The following is a 15,702-nucleotide window of genomic DNA, read 5'->3' as shown; positions in this document are numbered from 1 at the left end:
TTGCATTGTTAACATCGTTCACGAAGGTAATCAGTTTCCCATCAGGTCTTCGGGCGTGTAGTTCATTTCATGAAGGATTTCGCCGCTTTCATAATCGACGGCCTGAAGGGTAACGCCATATCCCCAAAGCTGCCCGATATAGCCAAGCGTCATCTGGGCGTCGGACTTTTCAAGGCGGATGCCTTCATGTTCGGTATGCTGGATATAAAGTTGGCGATTGCCGCGAATATCGACATCAACCACCTGCATATCGGGTTCGCGTACCGAAATATCATGCATCCGCGCAAGCGACCGCCGCACCTTGCGATAGCCGTTATCATCGTGAATGGCCGCCACTTCCAGATGCGGGGATGTGCTTTGATCGTCGATCATGAACATCCGCATATCGCGCATCAGTTTGGGCGACAGGAATTGCAGGATGAAGCTTTCATCGCGGTAATGCGCCCATGCTTCTTTCAATGTTTCGACCGGTTCATTGTTGCCGGCAATATCGGGGAACCATTTGCGGTCTTCATCGGTCGGATCAACACAGATGCGGTGGATATCCTGCATCATGGCAAAGCCCAGCGCATAGGGATTAAACCCGGAATAGCGCGGATCATCATATTCGGCCTGAAATACAACACGCGAATGGTAATCGATGAATTCCATCATTGCGCCTTCGGAAATCAGGCCCTTGTCATACAGGCTGTTCATGATCGCGTAATGCACATAGCACGCACAGCCTTCATTCATCATTTTGGTCTGTTTTTGGGGATAGAAATATTGACCGATATTGCGCACGATCCGGATGATTTCACGTTCCCAAGCCTGAAGCGACGGTGCATTTTTTTCGAGGAAATAAAGCAGGTTTTCTTCAGGCAGGCCAAATTGCGCCCGGCGTTCCTCGATCCGCATTTTGCGTTTGAGTTCGTCCATATCCTGATCGCCCTGATCAGGCTGGGGCAGGGTGCGCCACAGATCGTTATAGGTTTCGTCTTCGTATTTTGCCCGTTCGCGTTCACGTTCCAGTTCGACCGCAAGATTGGGCTTTTCCGGGTGGGAGTATCGGTTAACACCCTGTTCCATCAGGGCATGGGCCGCATCAAGAACCCGTTCGACCGCCTCAAAGCCAAACCGGTCTTCGCACTTGGCGATATAGCCCTTGGCAAATTGCAGGTAATCCAGAATGCCTTCGGCATCAGTCCATTGTTTGAACAGATAGTTGTTCTTGAAAAAGTGGTTATGCCCGAACGCGGCATGGGCAATCACCAATGCCTGCATAACGATGGTGTTTTCTTCCATCACATAGGAAATACAGGGGTTTGAGTTGATCACGATTTCATAGGCCAGGCCCTGATAGCCCTTGCGATACATGACATCGTCACGCACGAACCGTTTGCCGAATGACCAGTGGTGATACATCAAGGGCATGCCGATGGATGAATAGGCATCAAGCATCTGTTCGGATGTGATGACTTCGACCTGATTGGGATAGACGTCGAGTTTGAGTTCGTTCATCGCGATATCTTCAATCGCGTCATAGGTTGATTTAAGGGTTTCGAAATCCCAGTCGGCACTGGTGAAAAGCAGTTTGCTGGTGTCCGGGGTGTGGTCGGTTTCGGAGGATTTGGCTTTGGTGTTCATACCCGTGCCTCCGTGCGGTTTTTGGCAAAAAGCTCCCTGAAAACAGGGAAGATATCAGCAGCCTTGGTTACCCGTTTCAGGGCAAAGCGCGGATTGTCTTTGGCAAGCGGGGCATAGGCCTTCCAAAGGGCGGTTTCGCCCTCGGCGGCGGCAAAAATTTCGGCCTCGCGCTCGTCCGTGATTTCGATATAGGCGTAATACTGGCATTTCGGCAAAAGATCTTCGGCCAGAAGGGTGGTACATTTCACCCCGTCATTGGAATAGTTGTCGCCATCAGATGCCTGTGCGGCATAGATGTTCCACTGATCGGTCGGATAACGATCAACCAGCACCTTTTTCATTTCTTCAAGTGCGGTGGAAACAATGGTGCCGCCGGTTTCACGCGAATAGAAAAACGTTTCTTCATCGACCTCGGATGCGCGCGATGTGTGGCGGATAAACACCACCTCGACATGTTCGTAGCGACGATGCAGGAATAGATGCAGCAACATGAAGAACCGTTTGGCCAGTTCCTTCATCTGTTCGGACATCGACCCCGATACATCCATCAGACAGAACATCACCGCCTGGGTGTTGGGATCGGGGATTTGTTGAAACTGGTTATAACGGGTGTCGATCGGGTCAATGAATGGGATTGCCTTCATCCGCCGCTTGGCTTCTTCAAGATCGGCCAGCAATCCGTGCAATGTGTCTTCGTCCGCCTTGGTCAGTGTGCCATTCGGGCGCTTTTCCGCTTTGGCCTGAAGGGCGGTTATCTTTTCTTCCAGTTCGCGGACTTCTGCGGTTTTGGGGCGTTTCAGGCCAATGCGCCGGGCCAGTGAATTGCGCATGGTGCGCACAAGGCTAAGATTTGCCGGGGTGCCTTCAACCGAGAAGCCGGCACGCGCATTGCGAAACGCGGTGGTCTGTTTCAGGCTTTTTTTCAAAAGGTCCGGCAGTTCCAAATCTTCGAAAAACACATCAAGAAATTCATCACGGGTCAGGGTGAACTGGAAATCATCTTCGCCGTCGCCATCCGGGCTTGCCTGCGATCCACCCGTCCCGCCATCACCGCCATTGGGGCGCGCAATCCGGTCGCCCTGAACAAACTTCTTGTTGCCAGGCAGGACATAGTTGCGGTTGCCACCCCGTCCGGCATGATGGAAGCTCGGTTCCTTGAGGGTTTTGCCCGGAATGGTGACCTGATCGCCGCTGGTGATGTCGGTGATGCCGCGTGACCGGATGGTGTCTTCGACGGCCTTTTTGATCTGTGCCTTGGCCCGGCGCATGAAACGCTGTCGGTTGCCAAGGCTTTTGCCAGTCGGGTTTTTGCGGCGGTCAACAATATAGAGCATGGGCATTCACATCCTTGGAATGGCACATCGATGTCCGGGAAATCGCAGATGGAAACCGATGTGCCATGTGCAGGTCGCTTGGGCCTTGGTCTTTGACAGGATGGGAAACGGGACCCATCCTGTGGCGAGATTAAAGCCGGGCAGACAAGGGAGAAACCGCCCGGCAGGGTCGGTAAGCCGAGGGCCTGGCTTATCCGGCCTTGTTCACGCGCATATACCATTCGACCAGACGGCGGGTCTGACGTTCGGTATAGCTTCGATCGATCATGCGTTTGACGAACTCGTTGTGTTTCTTCTCGGTCTCGCTGTCTTTTTTCGAGCCGAATGAAATCACCGGAAGAAGGTCTTCGACCTGACTGAACATGCGCTTTTCAATCACATCGCGCAGTTTCTCATAAGACGTCCATGACGGGTTTTTGCCCTTGTTGTTCGCACGTGCGCGCAGGGCAAATTTGACGACCTCGTTGCGGAAATCCTTGGGATTGGCGATGCCTGCCGGTTTCTCGATTTTTGAAAGTTCCTGATCAATGATCTTGCGATCAAGAAGCTGTCCGGTATCAGGGTCCTTGAAGTCCTGATCCTCGATCCAGGCATCGGCATAGGACACATAGCGATCAAACAGGTTCTGCCCATAATCGGAATAGCTTTCGAGATAGGCCTTCTGGATTTCAGCCCCGATAAATTCGGCATAACGCGGGGCCAGTTCGGACTTGATGAAGTCCATATAATCCTTTTCGCGTTCTTCGGGATATTGTTCGCGGCGGATTGCCTGTTCAAGCACATACATCAGATGCACCGGATCGGCGGCAACTTCGTGAGTGTCATGGTTAAAGGTTTCCGAAAGAACCTTGAAGGCAAATCGGGTGGAAATGCCGTCCATGCCTTCGTCCACACCGGCAGTATCACGATATTCCTGCATGGATTTGGCTTTGGGGTCGACATCCTTGAGCGTCTCGCCGTCATAGACACGCATCTTGGAATAAAGGTTGGAGTTCTCATGTTCCTGCAACCGTGACAGGACCGAAAACTGTGCCAGCATCTTAAGGGTTCCGGGCGCGCACGCACCCTGTTCAAGTTCCGATCCCTGAAGCAGCTTGTCATAAATCATGGTTTCTTCGCTGACACGCAGGCAATAGGGAACCTTGATCACAGAGATACGGTCAATGAAAGCTTCGTTATTCTTGTTGGCCTTGAATGTTTGCCATTCGGCTTCGTTTGAATGGGCAAGGATCAAGCCCTGGAACGGGATGGCACCAAGGTTTTCCGTGCCGATATAGTTGCTTTCCTGTGTTGCGGTCAGCAACGGGTGAAGCATCTTGATCGGGGCCTTGAACATTTCGACAAATTCAAGAAGTCCCTGATTGGCGCGGTTCAGGCCACCGGAATAGCTATAGGCATCCGGGTCGTTCTGGCTGAAATATTCAAGCTTGCGGATATCGACCTTGCCAACCAGCGACGAGATATCTTGGTTGTTTTCATCGCCCGGCTCGGTCTTGGCAATGGCGATCTGGCGCAAGCGCGACGGGATCAGCTTAACCACAGAGAATTTGGAAAGATCACCGCCAAACTCATCAAGGCGTTTGACCGCCCATGGCGACATAAGTCCGGTAAGGCGACGTTTTGGAATGCCGTATTTGTCCTGGATGGCATCGCCCATTTTGGCCGGGTTGAACAGGCCAAGCGGGCTTTCGAATACTGGGCTGACTTCGTCGCCAGCCTTAAGGACATAAATCGGTTCGCGTTCCATCAGTTCCTTGAGCCGTTCGGCAAGGGAACTTTTTCCCCCGCCAACCGGACCAAGCAGATAGAGAACCTGTTTGCGTTCTTCGAGCCCCTGGGCGGCATATTTGAAGAAGCCAACGATGCGTTCGACAGTTTCTTCCATGCCATAGAAATCGGCAAAGGCAGGGTAACGTTTGATGGTTCGGTTCAGGAAGATGCGGCCAAGGCGGGAATCTGTCGATGTGTCGATCAGTTCGGGTTCACCAATCGCAGCAATCATGCGTTCAGCGGCCGAGGCATAGGTCGTTGGGTCTTCGCGACAAAGGTTGAGATAGTCGCGGATGGTCAGTTCGGTCTCTTGCTTGCCGTCATATCCTTCCGCATACAGCTCGAAGATATCCTTGTCTTCAGCCATGGCGCGGTCTCCTTTCAAACGTTATCGCTTTGGTATCGAACTATCGTTTCCTGTCCTGCCTGTTTTGCATTGCAGCAGCCCAGATATCGGCCGCCTGATTCTGTATACGTCAGCAAAAGTCGTTGGATGCATTTGCCTAACAGTAAATATTTTAACCAAGACTATTTAGCTTAAGGTTAATGATCGGCAGAGGGTGCCAAGAATTTGAGGTCGTCGTCTTTGCCAGTTCGCAAGTCAATATTTGCTACTTTGGGTTGCTGTATTTGGGTCCCGTTTCGGCAACCCTTACTGTCAACTTAAGACCAGTCTGGTCGACAACCTGTCTGGGTGACCCGGATCGTCGCCATTGGAAAATGTCCTATTAACTGACTTGGGAATCAGCAATGGCTTCCGCAAGGTAAGACATAAGTATTATTGGAAGAATTTGCGTTCGGGCGATCACGGTTGAGTGACCGGAAAGCACGGTTCACAAGGTACTTTCCCCGGAATGCCGAAGGTCAAATTATTTTGCGTTTGCACAGTTGATTGATCGGGCGCTATCACAGGACCAGTTTAGAAGCTTTGAAAAGTCAGCGATCCGCGGGTCCCAGCAGGAAAAATGAAATGACCGATGGTGCAGTAAAGTTTGTCGAACCCCACGAGCTTGATCTTTTGATCGGGCAGGAATCCGTAACCGTGATCGACGTGCGTGAAGCAGACGAATTTGCCACCGGCCATATTGAAACCGCGATCAATATGCCGACGTCGAATTTCGATATCGCAGCCCTTGTTGACCTGACCGATGAAAATGACACCGATCTGGTGTTTGTCTGTGCGGTGGGGCAGCGATCCTTTGGCGCGGCAAATGCGGTACTTGCCCATGTCGATTGCGAGGTCAGCAACCTTAAGGGTGGCATTCAAAGTTGGGCGCGCGCCGGTTTTGACATTGAAGGCGGCAAATAAACCCGTAATTCGTTATCGGGCAGGGCAGGCAGTATAACGCCTCCTCTTGCCCGGCCGGGTCTGTGAACGGCCTCCAAACTATCTGTCTCCATCTTTGACCAGAACACCAGAGGCAAGGCATTCGAATGCAGAAATCGCCTTGTGAAGGGTGGTTTGCGGATCTTCGCTTGTCGCAACCCAAAGGGCGGCATTCAACGCCACGCCGTTCAGCATTCTTGCCAGGGCTTCGATATCCACGGACTTGATCGCACCCTGATCTGCCAGTTCCCCAAGTGTTGCAATGGTTGCTTGCAGGCATCTGTTTTGGCTTGGCCAGTTTGACGGATCGCCAAGGAAGGCCGGGCCGTCACGAAGGACGATGCGCTGGATCTCGGGATCAAGGGCCAGTTCGATATATGTCCTGCCCTCGGCCATTAATCCGTTCCAGCCACCCCCGGCGGCATCACCGGCATCTTTGGCCTGTTGGGCCATGGCCGAGTCAATTTCATCGACAACCGCCGCAAGCAACCCAAGCTTGTCACCGAAATTATGATAAAGCGCGCCGCGCGTCAGGCCGGCGGATGCTGTCAGCTCATCCATCGAAGCATCGGCATATCCCTTTTGGGCAAAGGCTTTGCGCCCTGCAGCGATCAGTTTGACGCGGGTTTCTTCCATTTTTTCAGCACGGGTCTTGGCAGCCATCAGGCACTCCGAATTTAACATACGTCCTGTATGTCAGTTGACATACGTGATGTATGTGAATATATCTTGGCTTCACATACGCAGCGTATCTGAACTGGGCCCAAAACACCACATCATCTGAATTTATCTTAACAGGAGGGCTTTATGTCCCTTGCAAGCGAAGTAATCTTTCCACCGAACCGTCATGCTCTTTATGAGGCGCATGGCTATTCCCCGGCCATTCGGTCTGGCGATTTGTTATTTGTTTCCGGTCAGGTTGGCAGCCGTGAAGACGGAACCCCGGAACCGGACTTCAAAAAGCAGGTCGAACTGGCGTTCGAAAACCTCAAGGCGATCCTAGAGGCCGCGGGTTGCAGCTTTGATGACATTATCGATGTCACCAGTTTCCACACCGATCCGGAAAACCAGTTCGGCGATATCATGGCGGTCAAAGGGGCGGTCTTTGATCGGGCCCCTTATCCGAACTGGACGGCTGTCGGGGTGACCTGGCTTTCCGGTTTTGATTTCGAGATCAAGGTTGTTGCGCGTATTCCCGATGCGCAGGTTTGATGACGCAATGATCCCTCCGACAACACCGGTTTGATTTGATCAATGCACAAAACCGGCCCTGCGCTGTGAATGCAGGGCCGGTTTTCTATCTTGACGAATTCTCATAAATGGAAAAATATCCCGATATTGAGATTCGAGGTTTAAGATGGAAGAAATCGAAACACGCCTTGCCCAACGCCTGTCACAACTGCGAACCGAACGGGGATGGTCGCTTGATGAACTGGCCAAGCGCAGCACGGTCAGCCGGGCAAGCCTTTCACGCATAGAAAATGGTGATGTCAGTCCGACGGCCAGTGTCCTGGGAAAACTGTGCGTTGCCTTTGGCGTGACCCTGTCGCGTCTGATGCAGATGGTTGAAGACGATTTTGCCCCAATGATCACACGGGGCAGTCAGGAAGTTTGGACCGATCCGGAAACCGGATATCGCCGACGGCTGGTGTCGCCGACATCGCGAAATCTGTCGGGCGAGGTTCTTGAAGTTGAAATCGATGCCGACACCCGGATTGAATATGCCGGGTCGCCGCGTGACGGGCTTGAACATCATCTGGTGATGCTGGACGGCAAGCTGACGATGGAGATTGATCACCAGAGCCACAATCTGGAGGCTGGGGATTGCCTTCGCTATCAGTTGCGCGGTGGCAATGTGTTTCAAACACCCAAGAATTCCGGTGCCCGCTATCACCTGTTCATTGTCGAATAATCCACCAGAAAGTCACACCGCCATGCAGAACAATGCCACCGTCGCAGCACCCCGTATCGTCAAGTTGACTGCCAGAGAACTGGAAGCACATCTTTCGCAATTTGCCGAGATGCTGCATCAATGTGTTCACGCCGGGGCCAGCATCGGCTTTATCGAACCGTTTCCGATCAGCGAGGCGGCTTCATTCTGGCGCGACCGGATCATCCCTGCATTGGCCGGGGGCAAGCGCACCCTGTTTGCCGCCTTTGATGCGGATCGTGTGGTTGGAACGGTACAGCTTGATTATGACACCATGCCCAATCAGGCCCATCGCGGCGATATCAGCAAATTGATGGTGCGTCCCGATTGCCGTCGGCGCGGTATTGCAAGGCTTCTGATGCTTGCCGCCGAGGGGCAGGCGCGTGACCTTGGACGCAGTCTTTTGACACTTGATACCCGTACTGGGGATAGTGCCGAAATACTCTATACATCGCTTGGTTTTGAAACCACGGGCGTGATCCCGCAATATGCCCGTGATCCGTTTTCAGAAAAGCTGAGTGGCACGACGATCATGTTCAAGCATCTGATCGGTTAGTCGACTGAGCCTAGGGCCGATTCTCGAAATTGTATCCAAAATAAAATTTCTGGCATACCAGTACTATCAGGCGGTGAGAGCGCTGCGATAAATTGTATTTTTGCGTCGCAGCATTTCCTTTGGTTTGTGGCCTGAAATCCGTTTTTCTTCCGGCTTTCAAAAGGTTGTGCGGCGCACTAAGGGTTTTCCGCAGGATAACCCGGTTAACACGAAACATGTTGAACGGTGGGGCGAAATAGGCACATCTTTGCGGTCCGGCATAAAGAATTAGAATAAAAGTTCCTGGAGGAAGCTCATTATGAAGAAATTTGCTCTCGCAGCTGCCTTGATGACAGCTGTCGGATTTTCCGGTGCGGTCCATGCTGCCGACCTGACCCTGCGCATTTCGTTGCAGCTGCCGATGAAAAGCCACCTTGGCCAGAACCTTTTGATGTTCAAGAACGAGGTCGAGGAAAAATCTAACGGCGATATCGAAGTTCAGATTTATGACTCGGCCCAGCTTTACAAAGATAAAGAAGTTCCCGCCGCTGTTGGTTCGGGCGCAATTGAAATGGGTGTTGCGTCGCTGACCCGTTATGTCGGTGATGTTCCGGCCGTTGACGTTTTCTATCAGCCGTTCCTTCTTGATAGCGAAGAAAAGGTCCGCAAGGCCGTTTCCCCGGATTCCCCGGTACGTGCGCCGCTTGATGCTGCGATTGCAGATACCGGTGCGACCGTTCTGTGGTGGCAGGCATATGGCGGATCGATCATGCTGTCGAATGGTGGCCCGATCAAAGGTCCGGATGGCCTGAAAGGTCAGAAAGTCCGCGTGTTCTCTAAAACCCAGGGTGATTTCATCTCTGCTGCTGGTGGTGCGCCGACCCTGATTTCCGGTTCCGAGCAGTATATCGCCTATCAGCGTGGCACGGTTGATGTTGGCATGACCGGCATGTCGGGCGTCAAATCCCGTCAGCTTTGGGAAGTCATGGACACCGTAACCACCACCAACGATGCCGATATCGAATTCATCGTGGTTGTGAATACCGACTTCTGGAACGGCCTGACCGAAGCACAGCGCGGCATCATTTCGACCGCTGCTGTTAATGCAGAAAACGATGTGCGTGATCGCATGTCGGCAATCGAGGCGGCTGCCTTTGACGAAGCCAAAGCCAACGGCATGACCGTCTATACCCCGACTGCCGAAGAAATGGCTGCATGGCGCGAAGCTGCCAAGCCGGTTTATGACGCCTTCCTTGCGCATACCGGTGATCTTGGCAAACAGGTCTTCGAAGCCGCACAGAAGTTCTGATCAGTTAACCGGTCACCACAATCAAATCATGTGGTGACCGATTGATCATACTCGATCTGATCTTGTCACCGCCGAAGAAGCCAAAGACAGGTAAGGCACAAGGCACTGTAAGTGTGCCGGTGCAGGCCGGTCGGCCCCGGCGGTGACAGTTTCCCGCCCCCTTTATTGAGATCAGGAGATACCGGTTTCACGGTTGTGCCATCGCACCCCTGACCAACGGTATTTGTTTCACGATGTTTGAGCGATTAATGCTTTTGCTGGCGTGGGCCGCCGCCATCCTGTTTGTGCTGTCGGGCTGCATGCTGACTTATGAAGTTATTGCACGATATTTCTTTATCCGTCCGACGATCTGGGCGGCCGAGCTTTCGCAGCTTTGCCTGATCTGGGGTTCGTTGCTTGGCATGCCCTGGGCCTTGGCGGCACGTCGCCATATTTCGGTTGATGCTGTTACCCGCCTGTTTTCCGAGCCGGTTCAACGCGGCATCGAAATCGTTGCCATGCTGTGCGTCTTTGCCTTTTCGGTGATGGTGACGATCAAGGGCTGGGACATTTTTTATGAAAGCTTTGAGCGCGGCCGCACCAGCGGCACCATGCTGGACCTTCCGGCATGGGTTGCCGAGCTGCCTGTTGCGCTTGGCTTTGCGTTGCTGGCCATTCAGGCCGTGATTGAAGTGATTGGCCTGTTGCGGGGCAAAGAAATTCCGAAAGGGGCCCACGAATGACGATTGTTCTGACCCTTGCGGCAATGTTCGCGCTTTTGCTGGCGCGTGTACCTGTTGCCTTTGCCCTTGGTGGACTTGGACTTGCGATGCTGTTGCTTGGCGGGTTTTCGCCGCTGATGGCACCGCAGGCGGTTCTGTCCACGCTTGATGGCTTTATCCTGCTTGCTGTTCCGCTTTTCCTGTTGATGTCCAACATTCTGCTGCGTGCCGGGGTGGGCAATGATTTGTTTGCGGCGGTCAGTGCCTGGGTCGGTCATTGGCCGGGTGGTCTTGCGGTTGCAACCATCCTGTCTTGTGGTGTGTTTGCTGCCATCTCCGGATCATCGGTTGCCACGGCGGCAACGATTGGCACGGTTGCCATCCCGGAAATGATCAATCGCGGTTATAACAAGAAGTTCGTCTATGGCCTTTTGGCTGCGGGCGGGACGCTTGGTATTTTGATCCCTCCATCGATCCCGATGATCATTTACGGCTTTGTCACCGAAGAATCGGTTATCTCCCTGTTCCTTGCTGGCATTGGACCGGGCATTGCGTTGCTGGTGTTCTTCATCATCTTTTCGATGATTTATGCACGCATGGGCGGGCAGGAAAGCGAACCGAAACGTGACTGGGCCGAACGCCGTCGCGCCACGCTCAAGGCTTTGCCAGCCGTGATCCTTGCGGTTCTGATTATTTCGGGGATCTATTCCGGGGCCTTTACCCCGACCGAGGCTGCGGCCATCGGCTTTGCCGCATCGCTGGTCATCACCGGCCCGATTATGTGTGTTCTGACCTGGGATGCGCTTAAAAAGGCGGTGTTCGATTCGATGGCGACCACGGTCGCGATCATTCTGATCATTGCGGGCGCCAAGATTTTCGGCAAGGCGATCACGCTTTATCGAATCCCGCAGGACATCTCGATGCTGATCACGCAGGGAATCGATACCGATCTTGGTTTCATTCTGGTCGTGACCGTCGTTCTGCTGGTGATGGGGCTCGTGTTCGAGGCACTTTCGATGGTTCTGATCATGACACCGGTTCTGTTGCCTGCGGCCCTTGCCCTTGGATTCGATCCGATCTGGTTCGGGGTCTATATGGTGATCATGGTTGAATGCGCCCTGATTACGCCGCCGGTCGGCCTGAACCTGTATGTCATCCAGTCGGTGGCCAAGGCCCGTTTGGGCGAGGTCGCAAGTGGTGTGGCACCGTTCCTGATCCTGATGTTTGTCTGTGCCGCACTTCTGTATGTCTGGCACGACCTTGCACTCTATATTCCGTTCAAACTGTAAAGACTGATGACACATATAAAAACACCTGCTGATCAACTGCGTGCGCTTCTTGCCACCGGTGATCTGATTACCATGCCATGCTGTTTTGATGCGCTTTCTGCCAAGCTGATTGAACAGGAAGGCTTTGCCCTTACCTTCATGTCAGGATTCGCAACGTCGGCCTCCCGTATCGGTGAACCTGATCTTGGTTTGATGTCCTATGGCGAGGTTCTCGATCAGGCCCGCAACATTACCGATGCCATTTCGATCCCCCTGATCGGCGATGGCGATACCGGTTATGGCAATGCCATGAATGTCAGACGCACCGTGACCGGCTTTGCCAAGGCCGGTTGTGCCGCCGTTATGATTGAGGATCAGTTGGCCCCGAAACGCTGTGGTCACACCAAGGGCAAGGAAGTCGTGGGCCGTGACGAGGCGTTTGACCGTATCCGTGCGGCGGTGGATGCCCGCGAAGCCGGGGCGGATATCCTGATCCTTGCCCGCACGGACGCCCGTCATCAGCACGGTCTGTCCGAGGCGATTGATCGTGCCGCCAAGTTCAAGGAACTTGGGGCCGATATCCTGTTTGTCGAAGCGCCGAAAAGCGTCGAGGAAATGCGGACCCTGTGTGCCGAACTGCCCGGGCCGAAAATGGCCAATATCGTCGAAGGCGGCGAAACACCGGATCTGTCGCCAGAAGACCTTAAGGAAATCGGGTATCAGATCGCGGCCTATCCGCTGTCATTGATGGCAGCGGCGATGAAGGCGATGGTGGAATGCCTGCAAACCATGAAGGCCGGTCAACCCCGTGATGACAAGCTGATGAATTGGGCCGACTTGCGCAACCGCATCGGATTCGATGATTACTATAAAGAATCGGAACGTTATGCCTCGTCGCGCCGCGACGGATAGGTATTCAGGCAATTCATAGAATGTGATTCGCAAGGGCGGTGCAATGAACGGATTGCATCGCCCTTTGTGCTTGGATAGCGTGGTCTTTTGCGTAACCCTGATCCGAACTGATAATGAAGAATATCGCTACCTGTCTTGTCTTGATAGTCATCTGCCTTGCCCCGGGCCTTGGCCGCGCCGAAGAACATATTCGTTTATGCTTCGAAGAATGGGCCCCCTTTGCCGAAACGCGTGAAGGTGTGGCACGTGGTATCCAGGTCGATATTATGCAACAGGCCTTTGATCGGGCAGGTCTTCCGGTGTCGTTTGAGGAAATGCCCTATGTGCGGTGCCGTCAGGACGTAAAGCAGGGGCGGTATGACGGTATTCTGGCGTCTTCATATGAATATGACCTGTTTCCGGTTGGCTTGTCGGTATTGCGCTGGGAAATGGCTGTCTTTGTTCATGAAGACTATCCCGCCTCTATCTTTGCATCCCTTGACGACTTTCTGGGGCTTCAGGTCGGGATCGTGGATGGTTACGACTATGGGGATGATATCATGGGGCGTCGGAATGAATGGGATGTCCAGGATGCGCCGGATGCGCTTTTTAACCTGCGCAAGCTCGCCAAAAAGCGCATAGATTTCACATTTGCCGATATCCTGTGGGGCAACAGCGTCAAGCGGCGTGAAAACCTGCCGGTCAAGGCCCTGTTTCCGACAATCTCGTCAGTTCCCCAATATACCTATTTCAATGACGATCACGCGGTGCTGATCCCGCGTATCGAAGCCGCAATGCAAGAGATGAAAGAAGACGGCACGATCGAGACGATCTATCTCCGTGAAACCGGACTTGGCATCCCCAGTCGCTGGTTGGCACAATAACCGGCGTAAAGAGAATCGAAGCAACTTGCGACCCGCGCAATCGTGCGGTCATATGCACAAATAACAAAGCCCGCATCAGAATGCAGGGCAGGGACATACAGGAAGAACGCTATGAGCAAGAAACACACCGGCAGTTGCCTGTGCGGGCAGGTGACATTTGAAGTTAACGGCAGCTTTGATGCCTTTTTCCTGTGTCACTGCACCTATTGCCAGAAAGATACCGGGTCGGCACATGGTGCGAATCTGTTTTCCGGGCGGGCAAAACTGATCTGGCTTAGTGGTCAGGACAAGGTCACAAACTTTACATTGCCCGGAACCCGGCACAGCAAGGCATTTTGCGCGGCCTGTGGATCAGCAATGCCAAGTGAACAGATGGGTGGGCAGTTGGTCGTTGTACCGGCAGGCAGCCTTGATACACCGGTTCCCAACGTCCCGGACGCCCATATCATGATGGGCAGCAAGGCCAACTGGGATGACGCGCTGGAACAGGTCAGCCGGATGGATGGAATGCCTGGCTAGGATTCGTTGAAAACAGCCAAAAGAAAACCCCGCAGCCAGTGGCTTGCGGGGTTTTCTTTGAATGGTGCCGGCAGAGAGACTCGAACTCCCAACCTTCTGATTACAAATCAGCTGCTCTACCAATTATAGCTATGCCGGCGTGAGCGGCGCGAAACATAATCCGGGCCGCGTATGATTGCAATACCTTGAATCAGGGAAATTTACATCCCCCGACATCGGGTTGAACCGCGCCCGGAGCTACTTGCGATACAGCTCGTACAGGGCAACTGCGGCAGCGTTGGAAACATTCAGGCTTTCGATGCGATCAGACATCGGAAGTTTGACCAGAAAATCACAGCTTTCGCGCGTCAGACGACGCAGTCCTTCGCCCTCGGAACCCATTACGATACCCACACGGCCATACAATTTGGCTTCGGCCAGTGTCTGTTCGGCATAGCCATCCATACCGGCTAGCCAGAAATGGGCACCTTTAAGCTTTTCGAGTGTCTGATTAAGGTTGCCTGCATGGATATAGGGAACCGTTTCAAGTGCACCACTTGCCGATTTGGCCAGAACACCGGTTTCAGGCGGTGCATGACGGTCCGGGACAATCACGGCCGATGCGCCAAAGGCCGCGGCACTACGCAGAATCGCGCCGACATTGTGAGGATCGGTGACCTGATCAAGAATAAGCACCGTGCATTGTTCCGAATCCCTGTGATCGGCAATCAGTTCTTCGACAGAAAGCTGGGGCAGGGGGGCACAATGAATCGCCATGCCCTGGTGAACGGTCCCTGGTGGCAGCATTTCATCAAGGTCGGTCCGGCCGGCGGCATCGACGGCAACATCATGGCGTTCGGCATCGGCAAGTGCGGCGTTGATTTCATCACGCACATTTTCGGTCGCCCAGATTTTGTGAATCGTGCGCTGCGGATTGGCAATTGCCATCATAACAGGGTGGCGCCCGAAGAGAATCAGGCGCGAATTTCCACTCGCCGATCCGCCATCGCGGCCGCGCTTTCGTCCACGGCGCGAATTACCTTCACGGTTTTCATCGTTGTGCGGGAGGTTGTCCTGCCCGACGTCACCCTGGTGACGATTTCCTGAACGTGGTTTGTTGCGACGCGACATAATGGCGGAAACCTCCGGGCCGTAAGGAACTGAATGCACTTTGTTTGACTCTGAAAGCAGAGCTTGGGGAACATATAGGAAAGGAAATACGATTTCGTGCTTTTTTTGCTGTTGACAACACATGCTCGTCCACCGTATTCCCTCCCTCGCCGCAACGAGGCCGGGCTCAAAACCCGGACGGCGTTAAGACCCTGATGGAGGGGTGGCAGAGCGGTCAAATGCAGCGGACTGTAAATCCGCCGACTTAGTCTACGCAGGTTCGAATCCTGCCCCCTCCACCACTCTCTCGCCCTCGCGAGAGCTCGCAGATAAAAATATGCGGGTGTAGCTCAATGGTAGAGCAGAAGCCTTCCAAGCTTACGACGAGGGTTCGATTCCCTTCACCCGCTCCAGATTTTATATGTTCCCGTCGGCTCGTGCGGTGGGTTCTTACGTGTTTTTTTTGGTTCGGATTAGGATCTGAGTGCAATGGCTAAAGAAAAGTTTGCGCGTACAAAA

15 protein-coding genes and 3 tRNA genes are annotated in these 15,702 nt (G+C 53.4%); 12 read left to right on the top strand and 6 right to left on the bottom strand.

The features are described 5' to 3' along the window. Positions 1-30: 30 nt before the first annotated feature. The 3 genes from TH19_RS19180 to TH19_RS19170 form a co-directional block, all read right to left on the bottom strand. Positions 31-1,626: a SpoVR family protein gene (locus TH19_RS19180; RefSeq protein WP_114103970.1), complete on the bottom strand. Its 1,596-nt coding sequence runs from the start codon at positions 1,624-1,626 to the stop codon at positions 31-33. Further along, positions 1,623-2,960 (bottom strand): YeaH/YhbH family protein, encoded by a 1,338-nt coding sequence (locus TH19_RS19175; RefSeq protein ID WP_114104029.1) that lies wholly within the window; start codon positions 2,958-2,960, stop codon positions 1,623-1,625. Before TH19_RS19175 ends, TH19_RS19180 begins: the two co-directional genes overlap by 4 nt. 190 nt (positions 2,961-3,150) lie before the next feature. Continuing rightward, complete coding sequence (locus tag TH19_RS19170) at positions 3,151-5,097, bottom strand: PrkA family serine protein kinase (RefSeq protein ID WP_114103969.1); 1,947 nt, start codon at positions 5,095-5,097, stop codon at positions 3,151-3,153. A 603-nt stretch (positions 5,098-5,700) separates the two neighbouring features. Between TH19_RS19170 and TH19_RS19165 the strand changes: the two genes are divergently transcribed. Then, complete coding sequence (locus TH19_RS19165; RefSeq protein ID WP_114103968.1) at positions 5,701-6,039, top strand: rhodanese-like domain-containing protein; 339 nt, start codon at positions 5,701-5,703, stop codon at positions 6,037-6,039. A gap of 78 nt (positions 6,040-6,117) precedes the next feature. On the opposite strand, the gene TH19_RS19160 is transcribed toward TH19_RS19165, so the two are convergent. After that, entirely contained in the window at positions 6,118-6,720 is a 603-nt protein-coding gene (locus TH19_RS19160) for a TetR/AcrR family transcriptional regulator (protein ID WP_114103967.1), read from the bottom strand. Between the two features lie 144 nt (positions 6,721-6,864). Between TH19_RS19160 and TH19_RS19155 the strand changes: the two genes are divergently transcribed. The 9 genes from TH19_RS19155 to TH19_RS19115 all read left to right on the top strand — a co-directional run bounded on the left by TH19_RS19155 (position 6,865) and on the right by TH19_RS19115 (position 14,094). Further along, the gene (locus tag TH19_RS19155; RefSeq protein WP_114103966.1) at positions 6,865-7,269 is read left to right on the top strand and encodes a RidA family protein; all 405 of its coding nucleotides are present in this window, start codon (positions 6,865-6,867) and stop codon (positions 7,267-7,269) included. Between the two features lie 145 nt (positions 7,270-7,414). Beyond that, positions 7,415-7,969, top strand: coding sequence for a helix-turn-helix domain-containing protein (locus TH19_RS19150; RefSeq protein WP_114103965.1), 555 nt, complete (start codon positions 7,415-7,417; stop codon positions 7,967-7,969). Positions 7,970-7,991: 22 nt separating this feature from the next. Continuing rightward, positions 7,992-8,543: a GNAT family N-acetyltransferase gene (locus tag TH19_RS19145; protein WP_114103964.1), complete on the top strand. Its 552-nt coding sequence runs from the start codon at positions 7,992-7,994 to the stop codon at positions 8,541-8,543. Between the two features lie 298 nt (positions 8,544-8,841). After that, positions 8,842-9,831 (top strand): TRAP transporter substrate-binding protein, encoded by a 990-nt coding sequence (locus TH19_RS19140; RefSeq protein ID WP_114103963.1) that lies wholly within the window; start codon positions 8,842-8,844, stop codon positions 9,829-9,831. Positions 9,832-10,064: 233 nt separating this feature from the next. Then, the gene (locus TH19_RS19135; RefSeq protein ID WP_114103962.1) at positions 10,065-10,553 is read left to right on the top strand and encodes a TRAP transporter small permease; all 489 of its coding nucleotides are present in this window, start codon (positions 10,065-10,067) and stop codon (positions 10,551-10,553) included. Further along, entirely contained in the window at positions 10,550-11,821 is a 1,272-nt protein-coding gene (locus TH19_RS19130) for a TRAP transporter large permease (protein ID WP_114103961.1), read from the top strand. The genes TH19_RS19135 and TH19_RS19130 overlap by 4 nt, the downstream gene beginning before the upstream one ends. A 6-nt stretch (positions 11,822-11,827) precedes the next feature. Beyond that, entirely contained in the window at positions 11,828-12,712 is an 885-nt protein-coding gene (locus TH19_RS19125) for an isocitrate lyase/PEP mutase family protein (RefSeq protein ID WP_181846485.1), read from the top strand. A gap of 113 nt (positions 12,713-12,825) precedes the next feature. Further along, positions 12,826-13,575, top strand: a complete 750-nt coding sequence (locus TH19_RS19120) for a substrate-binding periplasmic protein (protein ID WP_114103960.1) — start codon at positions 12,826-12,828, stop codon at positions 13,573-13,575. Between the two features lie 111 nt (positions 13,576-13,686). Continuing rightward, positions 13,687-14,094 (top strand): GFA family protein, encoded by a 408-nt coding sequence (locus TH19_RS19115; protein ID WP_114103959.1) that lies wholly within the window; start codon positions 13,687-13,689, stop codon positions 14,092-14,094. 62 nt (positions 14,095-14,156) lie between these two features. Here TH19_RS19115 and TH19_RS19110 read toward each other — a convergent pair. Then, positions 14,157-14,233, bottom strand: a tRNA-Thr gene (locus TH19_RS19110). A 98-nt stretch (positions 14,234-14,331) separates the two neighbouring features. After that, positions 14,332-15,021 (bottom strand): 23S rRNA (guanosine(2251)-2'-O)-methyltransferase RlmB, encoded by a 690-nt coding sequence (gene rlmB, locus TH19_RS19105; protein WP_258548050.1) that lies wholly within the window; start codon positions 15,019-15,021, stop codon positions 14,332-14,334. 379 nt (positions 15,022-15,400) lie between these two features. On the opposite strand from rlmB, the gene TH19_RS19100 reads away from it, so the two are divergent. Further along, positions 15,401-15,485 (top strand) — tRNA-Tyr (locus tag TH19_RS19100). 37 nt (positions 15,486-15,522) lie between these two features. Beyond that, a tRNA-Gly gene (locus TH19_RS19095) sits at positions 15,523-15,596 on the top strand. Positions 15,597-15,702 lie beyond the last annotated feature (106 nt).

Source organism: Thalassospira profundimaris, assembly GCF_003326675.1.
GTDB classification, from domain to species: Bacteria; Pseudomonadota; Alphaproteobacteria; order Rhodospirillales; family Thalassospiraceae; genus Thalassospira; species Thalassospira aquimaris.
This window is presented reverse-complemented; position numbering and strand designations above follow the sequence as displayed.

What these genes read in the sequence shown, in the direction of transcription:
- TH19_RS19170 (WP_114103969.1), bottom strand. Translation starts at nt 5,097, where the DNA reads ATGGCTGAAGACAAGGATATCTTCGAGCTGTATGCGGAAGGATATGAC.
- TH19_RS19130 (WP_114103961.1), top strand. Translation starts at nt 10,550, where the DNA reads ATGACGATTGTTCTGACCCTTGCGGCAATGTTCGCGCTTTTGCTGGCG.
- TH19_RS19150 (WP_114103965.1), top strand. Translation starts at nt 7,415, where the DNA reads ATGGAAGAAATCGAAACACGCCTTGCCCAACGCCTGTCACAACTGCGA.
- TH19_RS19155 (WP_114103966.1), top strand. Translation starts at nt 6,865, where the DNA reads ATGTCCCTTGCAAGCGAAGTAATCTTTCCACCGAACCGTCATGCTCTT.
- TH19_RS19145 (WP_114103964.1), top strand. Translation starts at nt 7,992, where the DNA reads ATGCAGAACAATGCCACCGTCGCAGCACCCCGTATCGTCAAGTTGACT.
- TH19_RS19165 (WP_114103968.1), top strand. Translation starts at nt 5,701, where the DNA reads ATGACCGATGGTGCAGTAAAGTTTGTCGAACCCCACGAGCTTGATCTT.
- TH19_RS19115 (WP_114103959.1), top strand. Translation starts at nt 13,687, where the DNA reads ATGAGCAAGAAACACACCGGCAGTTGCCTGTGCGGGCAGGTGACATTT.
- rlmB (WP_258548050.1), bottom strand. Translation starts at nt 15,021, where the DNA reads ATGGCAATTGCCAATCCGCAGCGCACGATTCACAAAATCTGGGCGACC.
- TH19_RS19160 (WP_114103967.1), bottom strand. Translation starts at nt 6,720, where the DNA reads ATGGCTGCCAAGACCCGTGCTGAAAAAATGGAAGAAACCCGCGTCAAA.
- TH19_RS19175 (WP_114104029.1), bottom strand. Translation starts at nt 2,960, where the DNA reads ATGCTCTATATTGTTGACCGCCGCAAAAACCCGACTGGCAAAAGCCTT.
- TH19_RS19125 (WP_181846485.1), top strand. Translation starts at nt 11,828, where the DNA reads ATGACACATATAAAAACACCTGCTGATCAACTGCGTGCGCTTCTTGCC.
- TH19_RS19135 (WP_114103962.1), top strand. Translation starts at nt 10,065, where the DNA reads ATGTTTGAGCGATTAATGCTTTTGCTGGCGTGGGCCGCCGCCATCCTG.
- TH19_RS19180 (WP_114103970.1), bottom strand. Translation starts at nt 1,626, where the DNA reads ATGAACACCAAAGCCAAATCCTCCGAAACCGACCACACCCCGGACACC.
- TH19_RS19140 (WP_114103963.1), top strand. Translation starts at nt 8,842, where the DNA reads ATGAAGAAATTTGCTCTCGCAGCTGCCTTGATGACAGCTGTCGGATTT.
- TH19_RS19120 (WP_114103960.1), top strand. Translation starts at nt 12,826, where the DNA reads ATGAAGAATATCGCTACCTGTCTTGTCTTGATAGTCATCTGCCTTGCC.